The following is a 21,647-nucleotide window of genomic DNA, read 5'->3' on the forward strand; positions in this document are numbered from 1 at the left end:
GCCGAACGCCAGGAAAGCCGCGTTGCTCGCACCGGGACGGTGCCGTCAGGCGGGGGTGCGGGTGCCGGCGGCGGAGGAGACCAGCGCCGCGAGGCGGTCGCCGACGGCGTGGGTGCCGCCCGGGTTGGTGTGGTCGCGCGTCGCGAGGTCGAACGCCACGGCCGCCTCGATGCGGCGGGCCAGCTCGGGCTCGCCGAGGTGGTCGAGCAGCAGGGCCACCGAGAGGATCGCCGCGGTGGGGTCGGCGATGCCCTTGCCGGCGATGTCCGGCGCCGAGCCGTGCACCGGCTCGAACATGCTCGGGTTGGCGCGCGAGACGTCGAGGTTGCCCGACGCCGCGAGGCCGATGCCCCCGGTGACGGCCGCCGCGAGGTCGGTGAGGATGTCGCCGAAGAGGTTGTCGGTGACGATCACGTCGTACCGCGACGGGTCGGTGACCAGGTGGATCGTCGTGGCGTCGACGTGCTGGTAGTCGACCGAGACCTCGGGGTGCTCGAGGGAGACCTCCTCGACCACGCGCGACCACAGCGACCCGGCGTGGGTGAGGACGTTCGTCTTGTGCACCAGCGTGAGCTTGCGGCGCGGGCGGGCGGCGGCCCGGGTGAACGCGTCGCGCACGACCCGCTCGACACCGAACGCGGTGTTGATGCTGACCTCGGTGGCGATCTCCTGCGGGGTGTCCTTGCGCAGCAGGCCGCCGGTGCCGGCGTACGGGCCCTCGGTGCCCTCGCGGACGACGACGAGGTCGATCTCGGGGTTGCTCGACAGCGGTCCGCGGACGCCCGGGTAGAGCCGGGCCGGGCGCAGGTTGACGTGGTGGTCGAGCTCGAAGCGCAGGCGCAGCAGCAGCCCGCGCTCGAGGATGCCGCTGGGCACCGACGGGTCGCCGACCGCACCGAGCAGGATCGCGTCGTGCTCGCGCAGCTCGGAGAGCACCGACTCCGGGAGCAGCTCCCCCGTGGAGTGCCAGCGCGCGGCGCCGAGGTCGTACTGCGTGGTCTCCACCGATGGGGCGACCTCGTCGAGCACCTTCAGCGCTTCGCCGACGACCTCGGGACCGATGCCGTCCCCGGGCACCACCGCGAGTCGCATCCGCAACAACCTCCACCGAGCGGGTCGCCCCGCGACGGGGTGACCGGGGCTGACCCGGGGAGACTACTAGGCGTGTCGGTCGATCACGGAACCGGATCGCCGGATCGTAGGAATCCGCTCTCTGTCGGGGATTCTGCGCCCGGCGGGGTTTGCGGACCGGACCGCTCCGCCGCCGGGCGCAACGGCCTCGTGTTGATCAGCCGAACGAGATGAGGCGCGTGGTCCGCGCGTCGAGCGTCTGGCCGATCCGCTCGAGGACCTCGGCCGCGACGGGCTGGTCGACGCGCAGCAGCATGATCGACGACGCCCGGTCGCGCGACTGCGAGAGCTGCGCGGCCTCGATGTTGACGTCGGACTCGCCGAGCATCGTGCCGACCGCACCCATCGCCCCGGGACGGTCGGAGTACTCGAAGAGCAGGACGTGGCCCTCGGCGCGCAGGTCGAAGCTGCGGCCGTTGATCTCGACGAGCTTCTCGACCTCGTCGGCCCCGGTGAGCGTGCCGGAGACGGTGACGGCCTCGCCGTCGTCGCGCACGGCCCGCAGCGTGACGAGGCTGCGGTGGTTCGGGCTCTCGGTGGCGGTCTCGACGGTGGCGGTCACGCCGCGCTCGGCGGCCAGCGCCGGGGCGTTGACGAACGTGACCGGCTCGTCGACGACCTCGCCGAACACCCCGCGCAGCGCGGCCAGCGAGAGCACCGAGACGTCCTCGTTCGCCAGCTCGCCGCGCACCTGGACCTGCAGCTCGCTGGGGGCGCCGACCAGGTCGGACAGGAGGATGCCGAGCTTCTGGGTGACGCCCAGCCAGGGCCGGACCTCCTCGCCCACCGCGCCGCCGGAGACGTTGACGGCGTCGGGCACGAAGTCGCCGCGCAGGCCCGCGAGCACGGAGTGGGCGACGTCGGTGCCCGCGCGGTCCTGGGCCTCCGCGGTCGACGCGCCGAGGTGCGGCGTGACGGTGACCTGCGGGAGCTCGAAGAGCGGGCTGGCCGTCGTCGGCTCGGTGACGAACACGTCGATCCCGGCGCCGGCGACGTGCCCGGAGCGCACGGCCTCGGCCAGCGCCTCCTCGTCGACCAGCCCGCCGCGGGCGGCGTTGACGACGATGACGCCCGGCTTCGTCTTCGCCAGCGCCTCCTTGCCGATGAGGCCCTGGGTCTCCGGGGTCTTGGGCAGGTGGATGGTCATCATGTCGGCGCGGGCGAGCAGCTCGTCGAGCTCGACGAGCTCGATCCCCAGCTGGGTGGCGCGCGACTGCGGCAGGTACGGGTCGTAGGCGATGACGTGGGTGCCGAACGCGGCGATGCGCGCGGCGAACAGCTGGCCGATCTTGCCCAGCCCGATGACGCCGACCGTCTTGCCCTGGATCTCGACACCGGAGAGCTTGCTGCGCTCCCACCGCCCGTCGCGCAGGCTCGCGTCGGCCTGCGGGATGTGGCGTGCGGTCGCGAGCAGCAGGGCGAGGGCGTGCTCGGCGGCCGAGACGATGTTCGACGTCGGGGCGTTGACCACCATGACGCCGTGCGCGGTGGCGGCGGGCACCTCCACGTTGTCGAGGCCCACACCGGCCCGCCCGACGATCTTCAGCTGCTTCGCGGCGTCGAACACCTCCGCGTCGACCTGCGTGGCCGAGCGCACGAGCAGCGCGTCGGCCGCCGCCACGGCCTCGAGCAGCGCGGCGCGGTCGGTGCCGTCGACGGTGCGGACCTCGACCTCGTCGCCGAACACCTCCAGCGTCGACGGCGCGAGCTTCTCGGCCATCAGGACGACGGGCTTGCTGGCGGCGGCAGTCACGTGGTCTCGCTCCTCGCGGGTCGACGGTCGGATCACGCCGACGAGCCCCGCACCAGCGCACGGCGACGTGCTGGTGGGACATCATCCCGCACGCGTCGGGGTCCCCACGACCCGCCCGTGAACCGCTTCACATCCCGGCCCGCGACGAACGAACGGCGCTCTCGCTGCGTCGGAAGCAGCGAAAGCGCCGTTCGTTCGTTCGGGGCGTTGCTCCGGACGGCCTAGGTGGTCGGGCGCGCCATCCAGGGCATGAGGCCGCGGAGCTTGGCGCCGACCTGCTCGATCTGGTGGGCCTTGCCCTCCTCCTCGAGCTTGGTGAAGTTCGGGCGGCCGTTGTCGTCCTCGGCCACCCACTCGCGGGCGAAGGTGCCGTCCTGGATCTCGCCCAGGATCTTGCGCATCTCCTCCTTGACCGCGTTGTTCACGATGCGCGGCCCGCGGGTGAGGTCGCCGTACTCGGCGGTGTCGCTGATCGAGTAGCGCTGACCCCAGATGCCGTTCTCGTACATGAGGTCGACGATCAGCTTGAGCTCGTGGAGGCACTCGAAGTAGGCGATCTCGGGCTGGTAGCCGGCCTCGACGAGGGTCTCGAACCCGGCCTGGACCAGCGCAGACGTGCCGCCGCAGAGCACGGCCTGCTCGCCGAAGAGGTCGGTCTCGGTCTCCTCGGTGAAGGTCGTCTTGATGACGCCCGCCCGGGCGCCGCCGATCGCCGCGGCGTACGACAGCGCGAGCGCCTGCGCGCCGCCCGTCGCGTCCTGCTCGACGGCGATGAGGCACGGCACGCCCTTGCCGTCGACGAACTGGCGGCGCACGAGGTGGCCGGGGCCCTTCGGCGCGACCATGGCCACGTCGATGTCCTTCGGCGGCTGGATCAGGTCGTACCGGATGTTGAACCCGTGGCCGAAGAAGATCGCGTTCCCGGACTCGAGGTTGGGCGCGATGTCGTCGGCGTAGATGAAGCGCTGCTTGGTGTCCGGCGCGAGGATCATGATCAGGTCGGCCTCGGCGGACGCCTCCGCGGGCGTGACGACCCGCAGGCCCTCGTCCTGCGCGGACGCGCGGCTCTTCGAGCCCTCCGGCAGGCCGACCCGCACGTCGACGCCGGAGTCGCGCAGCGACAGCGCGTGGGCGTGGCCCTGGCTGCCGTAGCCGATGACGGCGACCTTGCGCCCCTGGATGATCGAGAGGTCGGCGTCGCTGTCGTAGAAGACCTGGGCGTTGCCGGTGGCCGGGGCACTCATGGGCAGTACTACTTCCTTCCGGGAATGACGAACAGGGTCAACTTATCGGTGGTGCGCGGCGATCGACCGCGGCCCGCGGGACAGCGCGACCATGCCGGACTGGACGATCTCGCGGATGCCGTAGGGCTCGAGCATCCGGCGCAGCGCCTCGAGCTTGTCCTCGGTGCCGGTGGCCTCGACGGTGACCGCCTCGGGCGAGACGTCGACGACCTTCGCGCGGAACATCTGGGTCACCTCGAGCACCTGCGAGCGCACGCTCGCGTCGGCCCGGATCTTCATCATGACCAGCTCGCGCTGCACCGACGACGTCGGCTCCAGCTCGACGATCTTGATGACGTGCACCAGCTTGTTGAGCTGCTTGGTCACCTGCTCGAGCGGGAAGTCGTCGACGGTCACGCAGATCGTCATCCGCGAGATGCCGTCCTCCTCGGTGGGACCCACCGCGAGCGACTGGATGTTGTAGCCGCGCCGGGAGAACAGCCCCGAGATGCGCGCGAGCACGCCGGGCTTGTCCTCGACGAGGACCGAGAGGGTGTGCGTGGTGGTCATGCCCCCTCCACCTCCGGCACGACCTCGTCGGCTCCGCCCGTCTCCGGGTCGTCGAACAGGGGGCGGATGTCGCGCGCGGCCATGATCTGGTCGTTGCCGGTGCCGGCCGCGACCATCGGCCAGACCTGGGCGTCGGCGCCGACGGTGAAGTCGATGACGACCGGCCGGTCGGTGATGGCCATGGCCTGCTGGATCACGCGGTCGACGTCGTCCTTCGACTCGCACCGCAGGCCCTCGCACCCGAGCGCCTGGGCGAGCATGACGAAGTCGGGCACGCGGTGCTTGTGCGTGCCGAGCTCGGTGTTCGAGTAGCGCTCCTCGTAGAAGAGGGTCTGCCACTGGCGGACCATGCCGAGGTTGCCGTTGTTGATGACCGCGACCTTGATCGGGATGCCCTCGATCGCGCAGGTCGCGAGCTCCTGGTTGGTCATCTGGAAGCAGCCGTCGCCGTCGATGCACCACACCGTGGTGTCGGGCATCCCGACCTTGGCGCCCATCGCCGCGGGCACGCCGTAGCCCATCGTCCCGGCACCGCCGGAGTTGAGCCACGTGCGCGGCTTCTCGTAGCGGATGAACTGCGCGGCCCACATCTGGTGCTGGCCGACACCCGCCGCGTAGATCGCGTCCGGGCCGGCGATCGCGCCGATGCGCTCGATGACGTACTCGGGCGAGAGCGTGCCGTCGGCCGGGTCGTCGTAGCCGAGCGGGAACGTCTGCCGCCAGCTCTCGAGCTGCTCCCACCAGGGGCGCAGGGTCTCGCGCCGGCCGTCCCGGTCGCCCTCGCCGGCGCGCAGGGCGGCGGTGAGCTCGATGATCACCTCGCGCGCGTCACCGACGATCGGGACGTCGGCGACCCGGTTCTTGCCGATCTCGGCCGGGTCGACGTCGGCGTGGATGATCTTCGCCTCGGGGGCGAAGGTGGACAGATCGCCCGTGACACGGTCGTCGAAGCGGGCCCCGAGCGCGATGAGGAGGTCCGCCTTCTGCATCGCCGCGACCGCGGCGACCGTGCCGTGCATGCCCGGCATCCCGAGGTTCTGGTGGTGACCGTCGGGGAAGGCGCCGCGGGCCATGAGGGTGGTGACCACGGGCGCGCCGGTCTCGTCGGCGAGGTCGAGGAGCTCGGTGGAGGCCTCGGCCTTGATGACGCCGCCGCCGACGTAGAGGACGGGTCGCCGCGCCTCGGTGATGAGGCGGGCGGCCGCGGCGATCTGCTTGGAGTGCGGCCGGGTGGTCGGCCGGTAGCCGGGCAGCCGGGTCTCGACGGGCCAGCTGAAGGTGGTCTGCGCCTGCAGGACGTCCTTGGGCAGGTCGACGAGGACCGGCCCGGGGCGCCCCGTGGACGCGATGTGGAACGCCTCGGTGATCGCGCGCGGGATGTCCGCGGCGTCGGTCACCAGCATGTTGTGCTTGGTGATCGGCATCGTGATGCCGCAGATGTCGGCTTCCTGGAACGCGTCGGTGCCGATGAGCTTGCGGCCCACCTGACCGGTGATCGCGACGACCGGCACCGAGTCGAGCATCGCGTCGGCCAGCGGCGTGACGAGGTTGGTCGCGCCCGGCCCGGAGGTCGCGATGCAGACGCCGACGCGGCCCGTGGCCTGCGCGTAGCCGGTGGCCGCGTGGCCCGCGCCCTGCTCGTGGCGCACGAGGATGTGGCGCACGAGCGTGGAGTCGAACAGCGGGTCGTACGCCGGGAGGATCGCGCCGCCCGGGATGCCAAAGACGACGTCGCACCCGACGGCCTCGAGCGAGCGCACCAGCGACTGGGCGCCGGTGGCGGGCTGGGGGTCGACGTGGGTGGGCCGCGGGGCGTCGGGACGCACGGGCTCCTGGAGCACCGTGTCCTGCTGCTCGCTGGGTGCGCCGGCGCGCGGAGCGGGACGCCGGGTCGCGGCGCCGTTCGCCGCCGGACCCGGGGTGCCGGGTGGCGCGGAGGGCTTGGCTTGGGTCATCGGGTGTCTGCCTCGAGACGGTGGTATCCGGGTGCGGAACAGGGGCCGAACATGAAAAAGCCCCCACCGCCTCGAGGCGGGGAGGGCAGGCGCGTCAGCAGGTACTCGCGGCGGGCGTCATCGGCCCGTCAGGCGCTGACGCGCCCCGGGAGTACGAGAATTCGCCGCTGGATCACGACGACGAGGGTAGGCGGAGCCTCCGGACGGCGTCAAACCGCCCCCCGGTGCGTCTCCTGGCACCATCGGTGCCGTGACGAGCGAGGAGACGGCCACCCCCACCGACGGCGCCACCGACGGCGCGCCCGGGGTGCGGACGACGTTCCGCGCGGTGCCGCTGCCCGCCCTGGTCGCGGTGGGGTTCCTGGCCATCGGCGTCTCCCCGGTCGCGTTCACCGGCGGGGTGGCGTTCCTGCTCTACCTGCTGCCGCTGGCGCTGGCGTGGTGGGTCGTGCGCACCCGGACCGTGGTGGACGGCACGTCGCTGCGCGTCGCGTCGGCCGTCGGGTCGCGCCGCATCGGGTGGGACGAGGTGGCGACGCTGCGCGTCGCCGAGCGCGGCTGGGTGCGGGTCGTGCGCGAGGACGGGTCGGGGACGGCCGTGGAGACGGCACTCACGGGCGTGCGGCCCCGCGACCTCGGCCGGCTCGCGCAGGCCAGCGGCGGGCGGATCACCATGCCCACGCCGGAGGAGGTCGAGGAGGCGCGCGAGCACGAGCGCGAGCTCGAGGCCACCCGGCTGCGGATCGCGCGGCTCCGGGAGCTGGAGGCCGAGCGCGACGCCGAGACCAAGACCGAGGCCGACACTCCCCCGGGCGAGGGCGGGGAGCGGGCGTAGCCTCGCGGCGTCCCACCTGATCGTCTCCCTGCGAGGTAAGTCGTGCCGCCGCTGCGCTCGCGCGTCACCACCCAGGGCCGCAACGCCGCCGGGGCCCGCGCCCTCTGGCGCGCCACCGGCCTCACCGATTCCGACTTCGGCAAGCCGCTCGTCGCGATCGCCAACTCCTACACCCAGTTCGTGCCCGGGCACGTGCACCTCAAGGAGCTGGGGGAGCTCGTGGCGGGCGCGGTGCGCGAGGCCGGCGGGATCGCGCGCGAGTTCCACACCATCGCGGTGGACGACGGCATCGCCATGGGCCACGGCGGGATGCTGCACTCGCTGCCCTCCCGCGAGGTGATCGCCGACGCCGTCGAGCACATGGTCCAGGGCCACGCCGTCGACGCGCTGGTGTGCATCTCGAACTGCGACAAGATCACCCCGGGCATGCTCAACGCCGCGATGCGGCTGAACGTGCCCACGGTGTTCGTGTCCGGCGGCCCGATGGAGGCCGGGAAGGCCGTGGTCGTCGACGGCGTCGCCCAGGCGCCGACCGACCTCATCACCGCGATCTCCGCCTCGGCGTCCGCCCAGGTCAGCGACGAGGGCCTCACCGAGGTCGAGCGCTCGGCGTGCCCGACGTGCGGGTCCTGCTCGGGCATGTTCACCGCGAACTCGATGAACTGCCTCACCGAGGCGCTCGGGCTCTCCCTGCCCGGCAACGGCTCCACGCTCGCCACCCACGCCGCCCGACGCCGGCTCTTCCTCGACGCCGGGCGCACGGTCGTCGACCTCGCCCGCCGGTACTACGAGCAGGACGACGAGTCGGTGCTCCCGCGCCGGGTCGCGTCGCGGCACGCGTTCGAGAACGCGATGGCGCTGGACGTCGCGATGGGCGGCTCGACCAACACCGTCCTGCACATCCTCGCGGCGGCCCACGAGGCCGGGCTCGACTTCTCCCTCGCCGACATCGACGCGGTCAGCCGGCGGGTGCCGTGCGTGGCCAAGGTGGCGCCGAACTCGGACCACCACATGGAGGACGTCCACCGCGCCGGCGGCATCCCCGCCATCCTCGGCGAGCTCGACCGCGGCGGGATGCTCCACCGCGACGTGCACGCGGTCCACGCGCGGTCGCTCGACGCGTGGCTGGGCACCTGGGACATCCGCGCCGAGTCGCCCTCCGAGCAGGCCCTGGAGCTCTTCCACGCCGCCCCCGGCGGTGTGCGCACCGTCGAGCCCTTCTCCACGACCAACCGCTGGTCCTCGCTGGATCAGGACGGCGTCAGCGGTGTGATCAGGGACGTCGGGCACGCGTTCTCCGCCGACGGCGGGCTCGCGGTGCTGCGCGGCAACCTCTCCCCCGACGGCGCGGTGATCAAGAGCGCCGGCCTGCCCGACGACGGGCGGCACTTCCGCGGGCCCGCCCGCGTGGTGGAGAGCCAGGAGGAGGCCGTCTCGGTGATCCTCGGACGCCAGGTGCAGCCCGGTGACGTGCTCGTCGTGCGCTACGAGGGCCCGGCCGGCGGCCCCGGCATGCAGGAGATGCTGCACCCGACCGCGTTCCTCAAGGGCGCGGGCCTCGGCGCGGTGTGCGCCCTGGTCACCGACGGCCGGTTCTCGGGCGGCTCCAGCGGCATCTCGGTCGGCCACGTGTCCCCCGAGGCCGCGGCCGGCGGCGCGATCGGGCTGGTGCAGGACGGCGACGAGATCCTCCTCGACGTCGACGCCCGGCGGATCGAGCTGCTCGTCGACGACGACGTGCTCGCCGAGCGGCGCGCGAAGATGGAGGCCTCCGAGCGCCCGTGGCAGCCCGCCGCCGAGCGGAACCGGCCTCTGACCAGCGCGCTGCGCGCCTACGCGAAGCTCGTCACCTCCGGCGCGACGGGCGCGGTGCGCTCGGTCTGAGCAGCGGCTCAGGCGCCCCGCAGGGACCGGATAGCGCGCGGGGTCGTCCCGCCGAGCATGACGACCCCCGCGCCGACGCCGGCCACGAACGCCGCCGTCGGGGCCGATGCCGGGCCGCCCACCGCCGCGACGGCGGCCCGGGCGAGGGCGACCACCGTCAGCACCGCGCCGAGCACCAGGAACGGCCGGGCGCCGACGAGCCACCAGCGCGCGAGCGCCAGGAAGTGCACGCCCACGACCAGCACCACCCACGGCACCGAGAACTGCGGCGCGAGGCGCCCGAGCAGGATCGCCCCGCCGAACAGGGCCACCACCTCGACGGTGACGATCAACCGGTAGGACCGGGTCAGCGGGAACATCCCGGCGTCCCCGGTACCGCGGCGGGCCCGCCGGTACGCGACCACGACCGTCACGCCGCAGGCGAGGGCCACCAACGCGGCGACGACGTGCCCGACCGGACCGAGCAGGCCGGCGTTCAGGACGACGAAGAGCGTCCCGAAGAACGCGCCGACCAGGTCGCCGACGTCCATCGGGCGGTCCACGGCGCGGACGCTACCCGCGCGCTCAGGCCGGCGGTCGCCGCAGCGCCGCCGCGCGCAGGGCGTCGGCGATCCGGCGGCACTCGTCGCGCGTGAGCACCGCCGTGTGCCGCCCCAGGGTGAGCACCGCGAACGGGTCCCCGTCGTCCACCCGCACGCCCACGATCTCCTCGCCCGCCCCGCTGCTGACGCTCGTCCACGCCGTCATGACCCACCTGCTCCCCGTCGGGCCACGCCCGTCGCGTGGTCACCCCTCCGTTCTATATACTTGCGTGTTCGCTGGCAAGTAAGTATCAGTAGCCGTTGGTCACCAGGTTCGGCGGGTCCTCCCCGCGCGCGACGGCCTCGAGCTGGGTGTGCACGACGCGGTAGGCGCGCTCGAGGTGGCCGGGCACGCTGCCCCCGACGTGGGGCGTGATGAGCAGGTTCGGGGCGGTCCACAGCGGGTGGTCGGCGGGCAGGGGCTCCGGGTCCACGACGTCGACGACCGCACGCAGGCGCTCGCGGCGCAGCTCCTCGAGCAGGGCGTCGCTGTCGACGACGGGCCCCCGCGCGGCGTTGACCAGCAGCGCGCCGTCGGGCATGGCCGCGAGGAAGTCGGCGTCGACCAGGCCCCGCGTCTCGTCGGTCAGGGGGACGAGCAGGACGACGACGTCGTGGTCACCCAGGAGGTCGGGGAGCTCGGAGGTGGCGTGGACGCCGTCGCGGGCGCGGCGCCCGACCCGGGTGATCGTGGCGACGTCGAAGGTCTCCATCCGGCGGGCGGTCTGCTCGGCGAGGTCGCCCGCGCCGACGAGCAGCACCCGCTTGCCGGTCAGGGTGTCGGTCACGTGCTGGTCCCAGCGGCCCTGGTCCTGCGCCCGGACGAAGCCCGGGATCTCGCGCAGCACCGCCAGGGTCGCCGCGAGCACCCACTCGGCGGTGACGCCGCCGTGCGCGCCCTGGCAGTCGGAGAGCTGCACGCCCTCGGGCAGCCGGCCCACCCAGAGCTCGGCGCCCGCCGAGAGCAGCTGCACCAGCCGCAGGCGCGGGCAGCGCTCGACCAGCTCCAGCGCGTCGCTCGTGGCTAGGAAGCCGGGGATGAGCACCGCGGCTCGGTCGGCGGCGTCGGGCAGCTGCTCGGCCTGCTCGTCGTAGCGGACGAGCTCGAGCCCGTCGATGTCGGACAGGGCGGCCTCGCCCTCGGCGTGGGGCACCAGGACGGTCACGGGTTCGGGGCTCACGGTCGGCGGACGCTACTCCCCGAGAGGACCCCGTCTCACGGCCGACAGATCACGGGACGCCTACTGTGTCGAGCCGTGTCCGGTCCGGCGCGCAGGGTCGCGCTCGTCGTCGCGCTGCTCGCCGCGGTGCTGGCCGGGTGCGCGCAGTTCCCGGACGCCGGCTCGCAGCCCTGGCGGGAGCGCCCCGACCTGTCGGCCGAGCGCGCGCCGCAGCCGCAGTCGCCCGACACCGGGGAGCCGACGCCCCCGCCGGGCCAGTCCGGGCCCTCGGTGCCCCCGCCGTGCGTCGACCCCGACCCGCAGGTGGTCGCGACCTGCCTCGCGCCGCTCTCGGCCGTGGTGACGCTGCCGGGCGGGCAGGCGGCGCTCGTCGCCGAGCGCACCACCGGGCGCATCCTGCGCGTCGCGCCCGACGAGCCCCCGGAGCCGGTCGCGACCGTGCCGGTCGACGCCGCGGGCGACGGCGGGCTCTCGAGCCTGGTGCTGTCGCCGAGCTACGCCGAGGACCAGCTCATCTACGCCTACGCCACCACCGCGGGCGGGAACGCCGTCTTCCGCATCGCGCCCGGCGACGTGCCCAAGCCGGTGCTGACCGGCATCCCCCGCGGCCCGTCGGGCAACCGCGGCGCGGTCGGCGTCGAGCCCGACGGGACGCTGCTCGTGGCCACCGGCGACGCCGGTGACCCGGCGGCCGCCACATCGCCCACCTCGCTGGCGGGCAAGCTGCTGCGCATCGACCCGTTCGGCCGCCCGGCGCCCGGGACGCCGGCCGGCTCGCCGATCGTGGGCAGCGGGCTGCACTCGCCGGGCGACGTCTGCCCGGACCCCGCGACGAACGTCAGCTGGGTGACCGACCGCGCCGGGGCCCGCGACGTCCTGCTCGCCGTGCGCCCCGGCGTCGCGCCGGGCGCGGAAGCCGCCGCGTCGCCCGCGTGGACCTGGCCCGACCGCCCCGGCGTCGCCGGCTGCGCCGCGCTGCCGGGCACGCTCGTCGTCGGCCTGCAGGGCTCGAGCGCCATGTTCGTGCTGCGCCCGACGCCCCAGGGCGCGTTCGTCGGCACGCCCCAGGCCGTCCTGCAGGGCACCTACGGCCGGATCACCGGCTCGGACGTGGCCTCGGACGGCCTCATCTGGTTCACCACGGCGAACAAGGGCGGCGGCGGGCCGGTCACGCCCACCGACGACCGCGTCGTGCGCATCCGCCCGCCCTCGGGCGGCGCGAGCGGGGCGGACTAGGGCCGCTGCCCGCACGGGACCCGGGCAACACGACGGCCCCGCTCCTCCACCTCGGGGTGGGGAGGAACGGGGCCGGTGCTCCTGACCTGGGGAGCGGGTCAGGCCGTGACGCGGTGCGAGCTCAGTCGTCGCTGTCGCCGCCGCCGAACGACATGAGGCTCGAGCCGTGCGAGGCGATCGCGTCGTCGATCTGGTGCGCCCCGCTGCCGGTGGCGTCGTGCAGGTGCCCGGCGAGGCGGTTGCCCGCGCCGGAGAGCTCCTGCTCGGTGTCGGTGGCGCGGCTGCCGACCGGGATGCCGTTGTCGTTGGCGGCGGTCTGCAGGTCCGAGGTCACCGCGGAGGTGATGCGGTTGACGTCGTGCTGGCCGGCCGACACGTGGCCACCGACGAGCTCCTCGGCGCCCTTGACCGTGGTGGGGGCGTCGGTGCTCGGCAGCTCCCGCAGGCTCTCGGCGTTGCTCTGGGCAACGTCGCGCAGGGTGTGCGTGGTGTTGTCGAGGTTCGGCGCCTCGGCGGCGAACGCGAACGACGCGGTACCGCCGGTCAGCGCGAGAGCTGCCGCGGCGGTCAGCGCACCCCGGCCGGCGACCTTGCCGACCGTGCTGGTCTGACGGGCACGGTGTGCACCCATTCGGACCCTCCTGTGGTTCGTGTGGCGTCGGGGGATGAACCGGACGGACGCACAGGAACGATCCAGTGTGACGCCCGGTCGAGAAGCCGCTACACGCTGCTCCCTGAATCCCCCAACGGGAGGAACTCGTTCGGGTTACGGGTAGATCACGGAAAACATGATCCAGATCTTGGTCAGCGGCAGCGCTCGAGGACGAGCTCCTGCACACGGGCCGCGTCGGCCTGCCCCCGCGTGGCCTTCATCACCGCGCCGACGATCGCGCCCGCAGCCTTGGTCTTGCCCGCCCGGATCTTCTCGGCGATGTCGGGCTGGGCGGCCAGGGCCTCGTCGACCGCGGCGGTCAGGGCGCTCTCGTCGCTGACGACCGCGAGCCCGCGGCCGGCGACCACGTCGTCCGGCTCGCCCTCGCCCGCGAGGACGCCGTCGACGACCTGGCGGGCCAGCTTGTTGGTCAGCGTGCCCTCGGCCACCAGCGCCACCACGCGGGCGACCTGGGCCGGGGTGATCGCGAGCTCGGGCAGCGTCACCCCGGCGGTGTTGGCCTGCTGGGCGAGGTAGGACACCCACCAGGACCGGGCGGCCTCCGGCGGGGCGCCGGCGTCCACGGTGTCGGCGACGAGGTCGAGCGCGTCGGCGTTGACGAGGTCGCGCAGCTCCTCGTCGGAGAGCCCCCACTCGGTCTGGATGCGCGCGCGGCGCTCCCACGGGCGTTCCGGCAGGCCCGCGCGCAGCGTCTCCACCCAGTCGCGCGACGGCTCCAGCGGCGGGAGGTCGGGCTCGGGGAAGAAGCGGTAGTCGGCGAAGGTCTCCTTCGGCCGGCCCGGCGACGTGGTGCCCGACTGCTCGTCGAAGTGTCGCGTCTCCTGGCGGATGGTGCCCCCGGAGAGCAGGACGCCCGCGTGGCGGCCCATCTCGTAGCGCACCGCCCGCTCCACCGAGCGCAGCGAGTTGACGTTCTTGGTCTCGGTGCGGGTGCCGAACTCCTCGGTGCCCTTGGGCTTGAGCGAGACGTTGGCGTCGCAGCGCATCGAGCCCTGGTCCATCCGCACGTCGGAGACGCCCAGGCCGCGCAGGACGTCGCGCAGGGCCGTGACGTAGGCACGTGCGACCTCGGGGGCCCGCACGCCGGCGCCGACGATCGGCTTGGTGACGATCTCGATCAGCGGGACGCCGGAGCGGTTGTAGTCCAGCAGCGAGTAGTCCGCGCCGTGGATGCGACCGGTGGCCCCGCCGATGTGCAGGGACTTGCCGGTGTCCTCCTCCATGTGCGCGCGCTCGATCTCCACGCGCCAGGTCGTGCCGTCGTCGAGCGGCACGTCGAGGTACCCGTCGAAGACGATCGGGTCCTCGTACTGGGAGATCTGGAAGTTCTTCGGCATGTCCGGGTAGAAGTAGTTCTTCCGGGCGAAGCCGGAGCGCTCCCGGACGTGGCAGTTCAGCGCCAGGCCGATCTTGACGGCGGACTCGACCGCCGTGCCGTTGACCCGCGGCAGCGCGCCGGGCAGGCCCAGGCAGACCGGGCAGACGTGGGTGTTCGGCTCGGCGCCGAAGGCGTTCGCGCAGCCACAGAACATCTTCGTGGCGGTGTTGAGCTCGACGTGCACCTCGAGCCCCATGACGGGGTCGAACTGCTCGCAGACCTCCTCCACCGTGTACGGGGCGGACTCGACCGTGGCCGTCATCGCGAGGTCTCCAGGGCACGCAGTTCCGGGATGCGGGGGTGGTCGCCGGCGCCGCGGGCGACCTCGTAGGCCGCGGCGACCCGGTAGGCGCGGTCGTCGGCGAGCGCCGGCGCCATCACCTGCAGGCCGACGGGCAGCCCGTCGTCCGCCGAGAGCCCGCACGGCACCGACAGCGCCGCGTTGCCCGCGAGGTTGGACGGGATCGTGCAGAGGTCGGCCAGGTACATCGCCAGCGGGTCGTCGGTGCGCTCCCCCAGCGGGAACGCCGTCGTCGGCGTGGTCGGCGAGACCAGCACGTCGCACGTCTCGAACGCCGCGGTGAAGTCGCGGACGATCAACGTCCGCGCCTTCTGCGCCTTGCCGTAGAGGGCGTCGTACGACCCGGCCGACAGGGCGTGGGTGCCGATCATGATGCGGCGCTTGACCTCGGCCCCGAACCCGGCCTCGCGCGTCAGCGACATCACCTCGTCGGCCGCGTGCTCGCCGTCGTCGCCCACCCGCAGGCCGTAGCGCATGGCGTCGAAGCGGGCGAGGTTGCTCGACGCCTCGCTCGGGGCGATGAGGTAGTACGCCGGCAGGGCGTAGGAGAACGCCGGGCACGACACCTCGACGACCTCGGCGCCCAGCTCGCCCAGGGTGCGCACCGCGTCGGTGAACGCCGCGAGCACGCCGGGCTGGTAGCCCTCGCCGGAGAACTCGGCGACGACGCCGACCCGGACGCCCGCGAGGTCGCCGCGGGCGCCGGCCAGCGCGGCCTCGACGACCGGGGGCAGGGGCGCGTCGACGGAGGTCTGGTCGCACGGGTCGTGGCCGCCGACGACCTCGTGCAGCAGGGCCGCGTCGAGCACCGACCGCGCGCACGGCCCGACCTGGTCCAGCGACGACGAGAAGGCGACCAGCCCGTAGCGGGACACGGTGCCGTAGGTCGGCTTGACCCCGACCGTGCCGGTGACGGCGCCGGGCTGGCGGATCGAGCCGCCGGTGTCCGAGCCGAGCGCCAGCGGCGACTCGCCCGCGGCGACCGACGCGGACGACCCGCCGCCGGACCCGCCGGGGATGCGGGTCGTGTCCCACGGGTTGCGGGTCGGGCCGAACGCGGAGTTCTCGGTCGAGCTGCCCATGGCGAACTCGTCGAGGTTGGTCTTGCCCAGCGGGACGAGCCCGGCGGCGCGCAGGCGCTTGACGACGGTGGCGTCGTACGGCGGGCGCCAACCGGAGAGGATGCGCGACCCGCACGTGGTGGGCATGTCCGTGGTGGTCAGGTTGTCCTTCACCGCGACCGGCACCCCGGCCAGCGGCGAGACGGGCCCGCCGTCGGCGATGGCGCGGTCGGCGGCCTCGGCCGCGGCCAGCGCGCCCTCGGCGTCGAGGTGCAGGAAGGCGTGGATGCCGCCGTCCACCGCCTCGATGCGCTCGAGGTGGGCGCGCGTGACCTCGACCGACGAGACCTCGCCGGCGTGGATGCGGCGCGCGAGCTCGCCCGCGTCGAGGGACACCAGGTCGGAGTCGACGGGGCCAGCTCCGCTCCGCTGCGTGTCCCGCGTGTCGCTCATGCGCCCTCCCCCAGGATCCTCGGCACGCGGAAGCGGCCCTCCTCGGCGGCGGGCGCCCCGGAGAGCGCGGCCGCGTTCGACAGCGACGGCTCCCTCACGTCCCGGCGCAGCACGTTCGTCTGCGGCACCACCTGCGCGGTCGGCGGGACGTCGTCGGGGATCTCGCCGACGCGCGACACGGTGTCGACGATCGCGTCGATCTGGCTCGAGAACACGTCGAGCTCCTCGTCGGAGACGGCGAGCCGGGCCAGGCGGGCGAGGTGGGCGACGTCGTCGCGGGTGATGTCGGACATGTCCCTCCGGGGTGGATGCACGGCGGGCCGGGTCGCGCGCTGCACTGCGTCTGCCGGCCGCGGACATCCAGTCTAGGACCGCGCCGACCAGCGCCTCGACGAGGATTCCGGCATCCGGCCGCCGACGGGCGGTGATCAGCGGCTCGCCCCGGCGGGGGTCGGCCTGGGAGGATGCGCCGGTCCCGCCGACGGGACGCCTCGGCGGACCACCCCGAGGCGCGATCGCTGCTCCCCGGTCGGGTACACCCCCGTGCCCCGCCGTCGGAGCCGGCGGGACGTGCGCCGGACCGCCGGTGCGGGGAGTCGAGGAGGGCCGTGACCTACCTGCTGCGCGTGGTGCTGCCCGACCGCCCCGGCACGCTCGGGGCGCTCGCCTCGGCACTCGGCGCCGAGGGCGCGGACATCCTGTCCGTCGACGTGGTGGAGCGCGGCGCCGGCTCGGCGGTCGACGACCTGGTGGTCGACATGCCCAGCTCCCGCCCGCCCGACGTGCTCATCACCGCCGCGGAGGCGGTACACGGCGTCGTCGTCGAGTCGGTGCGTCCCTTCGCCGGCGCGCTGGACACCACGCGCGAGCTGGAGCTGGTCGAGGCGATCGCCGCGCGCCCCGAGGACGGCGTCGCCCTGCTGGCCGAGGGCGTGCCGCGCCTGTTCCGCTCGGCGTGGGCCCTGGTCACGGAGGCCACCGGGGAGGGCACCCGCGTATGCCGGCGGGCCTCGAGCGCCGCCGCCCCCGAGACCGAGGCCGTCGACCTGCCCTGGCTCCCCCTCGACAAGGCCGCCGTGCTGGACCCGGCCGCGGGCCACACCGTCCCCTCGGCCTGGACCGACCTCGACACCGAGCTCGCCGCCGCCCCCGTCGGGCGCCCGGAGCGCGTCGTCGTCGTCGGGCGCCCGGGAGGACCCGCCTTCCGGCCCTCCGAGCTCGCGCGGCTGTCCCACCTCGCCGGGATCGTCGCGACGATCACCGGCTAGGGGGTCGGTCAGCGGCGGTGCTCGGCGCGCGACCCCGGCCACAGGGACGACGCGCGCAGGCCGCCGCTGCGCGAGCCGTTGCGGCGGCGGTCCCAGCGCTGGCCGACGTCCTTGCCCAGGGCGTAGCGCACGAGCTCCTCGTTGCCGGTGGCCAGCCAGGTGCCGTCCGGGCCCTTGAGGGTGTCCTCGAAGCCGATGCGGGTGTCGAGGTTGTTGCGCTGGGCGTACTCGAGGACGGGCCAGGCGCCCGCCTCCTCGCCGTGCAGCAGGATCGGCGCCGGCACCGGGCCGAGCGCCTTGAGGATCCGGACGGCCTCGGCCACCGCGGTGTCCGGGTCGGTGACGGTGACCTCGGCCAGCACGCGGACGGTGCCGCGCGGCAGGCCGGCCTGCTTGAGCTGCACGGCGTCGCCGGTGGTCCACACGCCCAGCTCGACGCCGATGTCCGCCGCGTCGAGGGCCGCGCACACGCGCTGCCAGCCGCGCTCGTGGACGTTCACCGACGCGACGTCGGGCCGCGCGTGGCGGGGCAGGCGGCCCCAGTGGCCGATGATCTCGGTGCGCTTCAGGGGGTCGGGCTCGACCCAGCGCGCCGTGGTGACGCCGATCTCGAGCTCCGGGGTCTCGCGCCGGATCGCGTCGACCACGGTGCCGATCACCCGCGGGTCGAGGCTCTCCTGCCCGTCGCGGTCGCGGGGGTGCACGTGCAGGCTCTCGACGCCGAGCGCGGCGACCGCCTTGGCGTCGCGCGCGAGGTGCCGGGGGCTCATCGGGACGGCGGGGTACACGTCGGCAGGGCGCGCACCGTTGGGGCAGCACTGCAGCACCGCGGCGTCCCTCCCCTCGCCGTGCACGTCGTCCCGGGGTGTCCAGCTTCGACGCTCCCGGCGGCGAGGGCAACGCCAACCGGACAGCGGCCGGTGCCGCGACGTGACGCCACCCGGTCGCCGCACGCCGTGTCACCCGACGGTGCGAGTGTGCCCGACGCCGTCGGGGGCACGCCCGCCACCCGTCGGGTGCACCGCGTCACCCCCCGTCAGGGGCCTCCCCGGGCTCGGCGCCGGCGGGGGGCACCGCGGCGTCCCGGGCGCCGTCGGGACCCTGCTCGAGCAGCACCCGGAAGCCGTCCTCGTCGAGGATCGGGACGCCCGCGGCGACGGCCTTGTCGTACTTGGAGCCGGGCTCGTCGCCCACCACCAGGAACGCCGTCTTCTTCGACACCGACCCGGCGGCCCGGCCGCCGCGGGCGAGGATCGCCTCCTTGGCCTCGTCGCGCGAGAGGGTGGGCAGCGAGCCGGTGACGACGATCGAGAGGCCCTCGAGGGTGCGGGGCACCGACTCGTCGATCTCCTCGGCCAGCGCCACGTCGGCCGAGCGCCACTTCTCGACGACCTCGCGGTGCCAGTCGACGGAGAACCACTCGCGCACCGCGGCCGCGATCGTCGGCCCGACGCCGTCGACGGCCGCCAGCTCCTCCTCGGTGGCGGCGTCGATGGCGTCGATCGACCGGAAGTGGCGGGCGAGGGCCTGCGCGGCCGTGGGCCCGACGTGGCGGATCGAGAGGCCGACGAGCACCTTCCACAGCGGGCGCTGCTTCGCGGTCTCCAGGTTGGCCAGCAGCTTGCGGCCGTTGGCCGAGACGGCGCCGGCCTTGGTGCGGAAGAGGTCGACCCGGATGAGGTCGTCCTCCGTGAGCCCGAAGACGTCGCCCTCGTCGTGCACCACCCCGGCGTCGAGCAGCGCGGTCGCCGCCTCGTAGCCGAGCACCTCGATGTCGAACGCGCCCCGGCCCGCGACGTGGAACAGGCGCTCCCGGAGCTGGGCGGGGCAGGAGCGGGAGTTCGGGCAGCGGAGGTCCTTGTCGCCCTCGCGCATCTGGCGCAGCTCGGTGCCGCACTCGGGGCAGTGGGTCGGCATGACGAACGCGTGCTCGTCGCCGGTGCGGGCCTCGACCACCGGCCCGAGCACCTCGGGGATGACGTCGCCGGCCTTGCGGATGACCACCCGGTCGCCGATGAGGACGCCCTTGCGCTCGACCTCGCCCGCGTTGTGCAGCGTCGCCATCGACACCGTCGACCCCGCGACGAGCACCGGGTCCATCTCCGCGAACGGCGTCACGCGGCCCGTGCGCCCGACGTTGACGCTGATGTTGCGCAGCGTCGTGGTGGCCTCCTCGGGCGGGTACTTGTAGGCGATCGCCCAGCGCGGCGCCCGCGACGTGGAGCCGAGGCGGCGCTGCAGCGCGACGTCGTCGACCTTCACCACGACACCGTCGATCTCGTGCTCGGCGTCGTGGCGGTGCTCGCCCCAGTAGCGCGTGTGCTCGATGACCGCGTCGACGCCGTGCAGCACCCGCGTGTGCGTCGACACCGGCAGGCCCCAGGCGGCGAGGGCGTCGTACGCCTGCGACTGGCGCTCCGGGGTGAAGCCCCGGCGCCGACCCAGCCCGTGGCAGATCAGGCGCAGCGGGCGCGTGGCGGTGACCCGCGGGTCCTTCTGGCGCAGCGAGCCGGCCGCAGAGTTGCGGGGGTTGGCGAACGGTTGCTTGCCGGCCGCGACGAGCCCGGCGTTGAGCTCCTCGAAGTCCTCCACGCGGAAGAAGACCTCGCCGCGGACCTCCATCAGCTCGGGCACCGGGAACTCGTCGGTGCCCGTGAGCTCGGTGGGCACGTCGGCCAGGGTGCGCATGTTGAGCGTGATGTCCTCGCCCGTGCGCCCGTCGCCGCGCGTGAGAGCGCGCGTGAGGTGGCCGTCCTCGTAGAGCAGGTTGACGGCCAGGCCGTCGATCTTGAGCTCGCAGAGGTAGAGCAGCTCCTCGGTGGGGAAGTCGAGCTCGCGCTGCACCCGCAGCACCCACTCGCGCAGCTCCTCGCCCGTGAACGCGTTGTCGAGCGAGAGCATGCGCTCGAGGTGGTCGACCGCGACGAAGTCGGTGGAGAACCCGCCCCCGACCCGCTGCGTCGGCGACGCGGGCGTGACCAGCGACGGGTACTGCTCCTCGAGGCGCTGCAGCTCGCCGAACAGCTCGTCGAACTCGCCGTCGGTGACGATCGGGGCGTCGAGCACGTAGTAGCGGAACTGGTGGTCGGACACGACCTCCGACAGCTCGCGGTGGCGTGCCGCGGCGTCGGTGGGCACGTCCCCGGCCGCGATCGGTGCGGTCTCGCTGGTCACGCGGCCGAGGTTAGCCCGGCCCCCCGACGGCGAACCCCTCCGTTCACCGGCCCAGGTGGCGCTCCAGCGACGCGACGAACCCGGCCGCGATGCCCGCGTAGGACGTGTCGGTGACGCCCCCGACGTGCGGGGTGACGGCGACGTTCTCGGCCAACAGCGGGTCGTGGGGGTCGATCGGCTCGGTCCACGTCACGTCGAGGCCCGCGCCGGCGACGTGCCCGGAGCGCAGGGCCTCGAGCAGGGCGTCGTGGTCGACGACCGGCCCCCGCGCGACGTTGACGACGTGGCCGCCGGGGCGCAGCGCAGCGAGCGCCGCAGCGCCCACGATCCCGCGGGTCTCCGGCGTGAGCGGGCAGGCGACGACGAGGTCGTCGCAGCGCGCGAGGGCGGCGGTCAGCTCGCCGGTGCGGTGGTAGTGCGCGTCGTCGAGGAGATCCACCGCCCGCGGCGTCTCGGCCCGGGGCCGCCGGCCGACCCCGACGGCCTCGGCGCCGAACGCGCGCAGCCGGGTGATCACCTCGGCACCGATGTCGCCGACGCCGAGCACCCCGACGGTGCGCCCGGCCAGCGTCCGGCCCGACGGCTCCCCCACCAGCTCCTTCGCCACGTTCGCGCGTGCGTCCTCGAAGCGGCGCAGCAGCGCGAGCAGGTGCAGCAGCGCGATCTCGGCGACCGCGACGGCGTTGCCGGACTCCGCCCCGGAGACGTTGTCGACCGGCAGCCCGCGCGCGGCGGCCGCGTCGAGGTCGACGCCCGAGAGGCCGACCCCGAACTGCTGGATCATCACCGGCGTCGTCGCGTCCATCAGCGCGCCGGAGATCGTGCTGCCCATCGGGCAGAGGACGTCGACGTGCTCGAGGCCGCCGTCGGGCACCGCGACGGGGACGTCGACGATCTCGACGCCCGTCCAGCCGGCGTCGTCGAAGGCCGTCTCCAGCGCGCCGCGCAGGGCCGCGAACCCGCCGCCCACCAGTCCGATCCGCACGAACC

General features: G+C 74.1%; 19 protein-coding genes. 4 read left to right on the forward strand and 15 right to left on the reverse strand.

Annotated features, from left to right (window positions below):
- Positions 1 to 45 precede the first annotated feature (45 nt).
- From ABD994_RS10970 to ABD994_RS10990, 5 genes are all read right to left on the reverse strand, one after another.
- Positions 46 to 1,092 carry a 3-isopropylmalate dehydrogenase gene (locus tag ABD994_RS10970; RefSeq protein WP_345414051.1) on the reverse strand — a complete coding sequence of 349 codons (1,047 nt, stop codon included), beginning with the start codon at positions 1,090 to 1,092 and terminating at the stop codon, positions 46 to 48.
- A 196-nt stretch (positions 1,093 to 1,288) separates the two neighbouring features.
- Positions 1,289 to 2,851, reverse strand: a complete 1,563-nt coding sequence (gene serA, locus ABD994_RS10975) for a phosphoglycerate dehydrogenase (protein ID WP_345414177.1) — start codon at positions 2,849 to 2,851, stop codon at positions 1,289 to 1,291.
- A 254-nt stretch (positions 2,852 to 3,105) separates the two neighbouring features.
- Positions 3,106 to 4,128 (reverse strand): ketol-acid reductoisomerase, encoded by a 1,023-nt coding sequence (gene ilvC, locus ABD994_RS10980; RefSeq protein ID WP_345414053.1) that lies wholly within the window; start codon positions 4,126 to 4,128, stop codon positions 3,106 to 3,108.
- Positions 4,129 to 4,170: 42 nt separating this feature from the next.
- Positions 4,171 to 4,677: an acetolactate synthase small subunit gene (gene ilvN, locus ABD994_RS10985; RefSeq protein WP_345414055.1), complete on the reverse strand. Its 507-nt coding sequence runs from the start codon at positions 4,675 to 4,677 to the stop codon at positions 4,171 to 4,173.
- The gene (locus ABD994_RS10990) at positions 4,674 to 6,632 is read right to left on the reverse strand and encodes an acetolactate synthase large subunit (RefSeq protein ID WP_345414057.1); all 1,959 of its coding nucleotides are present in this window, start codon (positions 6,630 to 6,632) and stop codon (positions 4,674 to 4,676) included. The genes ilvN and ABD994_RS10990 overlap by 4 nt, the downstream gene beginning before the upstream one ends.
- 250 nt (positions 6,633 to 6,882) lie before the next feature.
- Here ABD994_RS10990 and ABD994_RS10995 point away from each other — a divergent pair, with 250 nt between their 5' ends.
- Both ABD994_RS10995 and ilvD read left to right on the forward strand, forming a co-directional pair.
- Positions 6,883 to 7,467 (forward strand): PH domain-containing protein, encoded by a 585-nt coding sequence (locus tag ABD994_RS10995; protein WP_345414059.1) that lies wholly within the window; start codon positions 6,883 to 6,885, stop codon positions 7,465 to 7,467.
- 42 nt (positions 7,468 to 7,509) lie between these two features.
- Positions 7,510 to 9,351: a dihydroxy-acid dehydratase gene (gene ilvD / locus ABD994_RS11000; RefSeq protein WP_345414061.1), complete on the forward strand. Its 1,842-nt coding sequence runs from the start codon at positions 7,510 to 7,512 to the stop codon at positions 9,349 to 9,351.
- Positions 9,352 to 9,359: 8 nt separating this feature from the next.
- Here the strand turns inward: ilvD and ABD994_RS11005 are convergent, their stop codons facing one another.
- The 3 genes from ABD994_RS11005 to ABD994_RS11015 all read right to left on the reverse strand — a co-directional run bounded on the left by ABD994_RS11005 (position 9,360) and on the right by ABD994_RS11015 (position 11,113).
- A complete protein-coding gene (locus tag ABD994_RS11005) occupies positions 9,360 to 9,893 on the reverse strand; it encodes a hypothetical protein (RefSeq protein ID WP_345414063.1) in 534 nt (177 codons plus the stop codon).
- A gap of 22 nt (positions 9,894 to 9,915) precedes the next feature.
- Complete coding sequence (locus tag ABD994_RS11010; protein ID WP_345414065.1) at positions 9,916 to 10,098, reverse strand: hypothetical protein; 183 nt, start codon at positions 10,096 to 10,098, stop codon at positions 9,916 to 9,918.
- An 85-nt stretch (positions 10,099 to 10,183) separates the two neighbouring features.
- The gene (locus ABD994_RS11015; RefSeq protein WP_345414067.1) at positions 10,184 to 11,113 is read right to left on the reverse strand and encodes a 2-hydroxyacid dehydrogenase; all 930 of its coding nucleotides are present in this window, start codon (positions 11,111 to 11,113) and stop codon (positions 10,184 to 10,186) included.
- Between the two features lie 75 nt (positions 11,114 to 11,188).
- On the opposite strand from ABD994_RS11015, the gene ABD994_RS11020 reads away from it, so the two are divergent.
- Positions 11,189 to 12,349 (forward strand): PQQ-dependent sugar dehydrogenase, encoded by a 1,161-nt coding sequence (locus ABD994_RS11020; RefSeq protein WP_345414069.1) that lies wholly within the window; start codon positions 11,189 to 11,191, stop codon positions 12,347 to 12,349.
- Positions 12,350 to 12,470: 121 nt separating this feature from the next.
- Here the strand turns inward: ABD994_RS11020 and ABD994_RS11025 are convergent, their stop codons facing one another.
- The 4 genes from ABD994_RS11025 to gatC all read right to left on the reverse strand — a co-directional run bounded on the left by ABD994_RS11025 (position 12,471) and on the right by gatC (position 16,508).
- Positions 12,471 to 12,980: a hypothetical protein gene (locus tag ABD994_RS11025; protein ID WP_345414071.1), complete on the reverse strand. Its 510-nt coding sequence runs from the start codon at positions 12,978 to 12,980 to the stop codon at positions 12,471 to 12,473.
- Positions 12,981 to 13,153: 173 nt separating this feature from the next.
- Entirely contained in the window at positions 13,154 to 14,662 is a 1,509-nt protein-coding gene (gene gatB / locus ABD994_RS11030; protein WP_345414073.1) for an Asp-tRNA(Asn)/Glu-tRNA(Gln) amidotransferase subunit GatB, read from the reverse strand.
- Positions 14,659 to 16,215: an Asp-tRNA(Asn)/Glu-tRNA(Gln) amidotransferase subunit GatA gene (gatA, locus tag ABD994_RS11035; RefSeq protein WP_345414075.1), complete on the reverse strand. Its 1,557-nt coding sequence runs from the start codon at positions 16,213 to 16,215 to the stop codon at positions 14,659 to 14,661. Before gatA ends, gatB begins: the two co-directional genes overlap by 4 nt.
- Positions 16,212 to 16,508 carry an Asp-tRNA(Asn)/Glu-tRNA(Gln) amidotransferase subunit GatC gene (gene gatC / locus ABD994_RS11040; protein ID WP_345414077.1) on the reverse strand — a complete coding sequence of 99 codons (297 nt, stop codon included), beginning with the start codon at positions 16,506 to 16,508 and terminating at the stop codon, positions 16,212 to 16,214. Before gatC ends, gatA begins: the two co-directional genes overlap by 4 nt.
- 315 nt (positions 16,509 to 16,823) lie before the next feature.
- On the opposite strand from gatC, the gene ABD994_RS11045 reads away from it, so the two are divergent.
- Positions 16,824 to 17,483, forward strand: coding sequence for an ACT domain-containing protein (locus ABD994_RS11045; RefSeq protein ID WP_345414079.1), 660 nt, complete (start codon positions 16,824 to 16,826; stop codon positions 17,481 to 17,483).
- 8 nt (positions 17,484 to 17,491) lie between these two features.
- On the opposite strand, the gene ABD994_RS11050 is transcribed toward ABD994_RS11045, so the two are convergent.
- The 3 genes from ABD994_RS11050 to ABD994_RS11060 form a co-directional block, all read right to left on the reverse strand.
- The gene (locus ABD994_RS11050; RefSeq protein WP_345414081.1) at positions 17,492 to 18,337 is read right to left on the reverse strand and encodes a 3-keto-5-aminohexanoate cleavage protein; all 846 of its coding nucleotides are present in this window, start codon (positions 18,335 to 18,337) and stop codon (positions 17,492 to 17,494) included.
- 172 nt (positions 18,338 to 18,509) lie between these two features.
- On the reverse strand, positions 18,510 to 20,657 hold the full coding sequence (ligA, locus tag ABD994_RS11055) for an NAD-dependent DNA ligase LigA (RefSeq protein WP_425550051.1): 2,148 nt from the start codon (positions 20,655 to 20,657) through the stop codon (positions 18,510 to 18,512).
- Between the two features lie 43 nt (positions 20,658 to 20,700).
- Entirely contained in the window at positions 20,701 to 21,642 is a 942-nt protein-coding gene (locus tag ABD994_RS11060; RefSeq protein WP_345414083.1) for an NAD(P)-dependent oxidoreductase, read from the reverse strand.
- Positions 21,643 to 21,647 lie beyond the last annotated feature (5 nt).

Source organism: Actinomycetospora chlora, from assembly GCF_039542135.1.
Classification (GTDB): Bacteria; Actinomycetota; Actinomycetes; order Mycobacteriales; family Pseudonocardiaceae; genus Actinomycetospora; species Actinomycetospora chlora.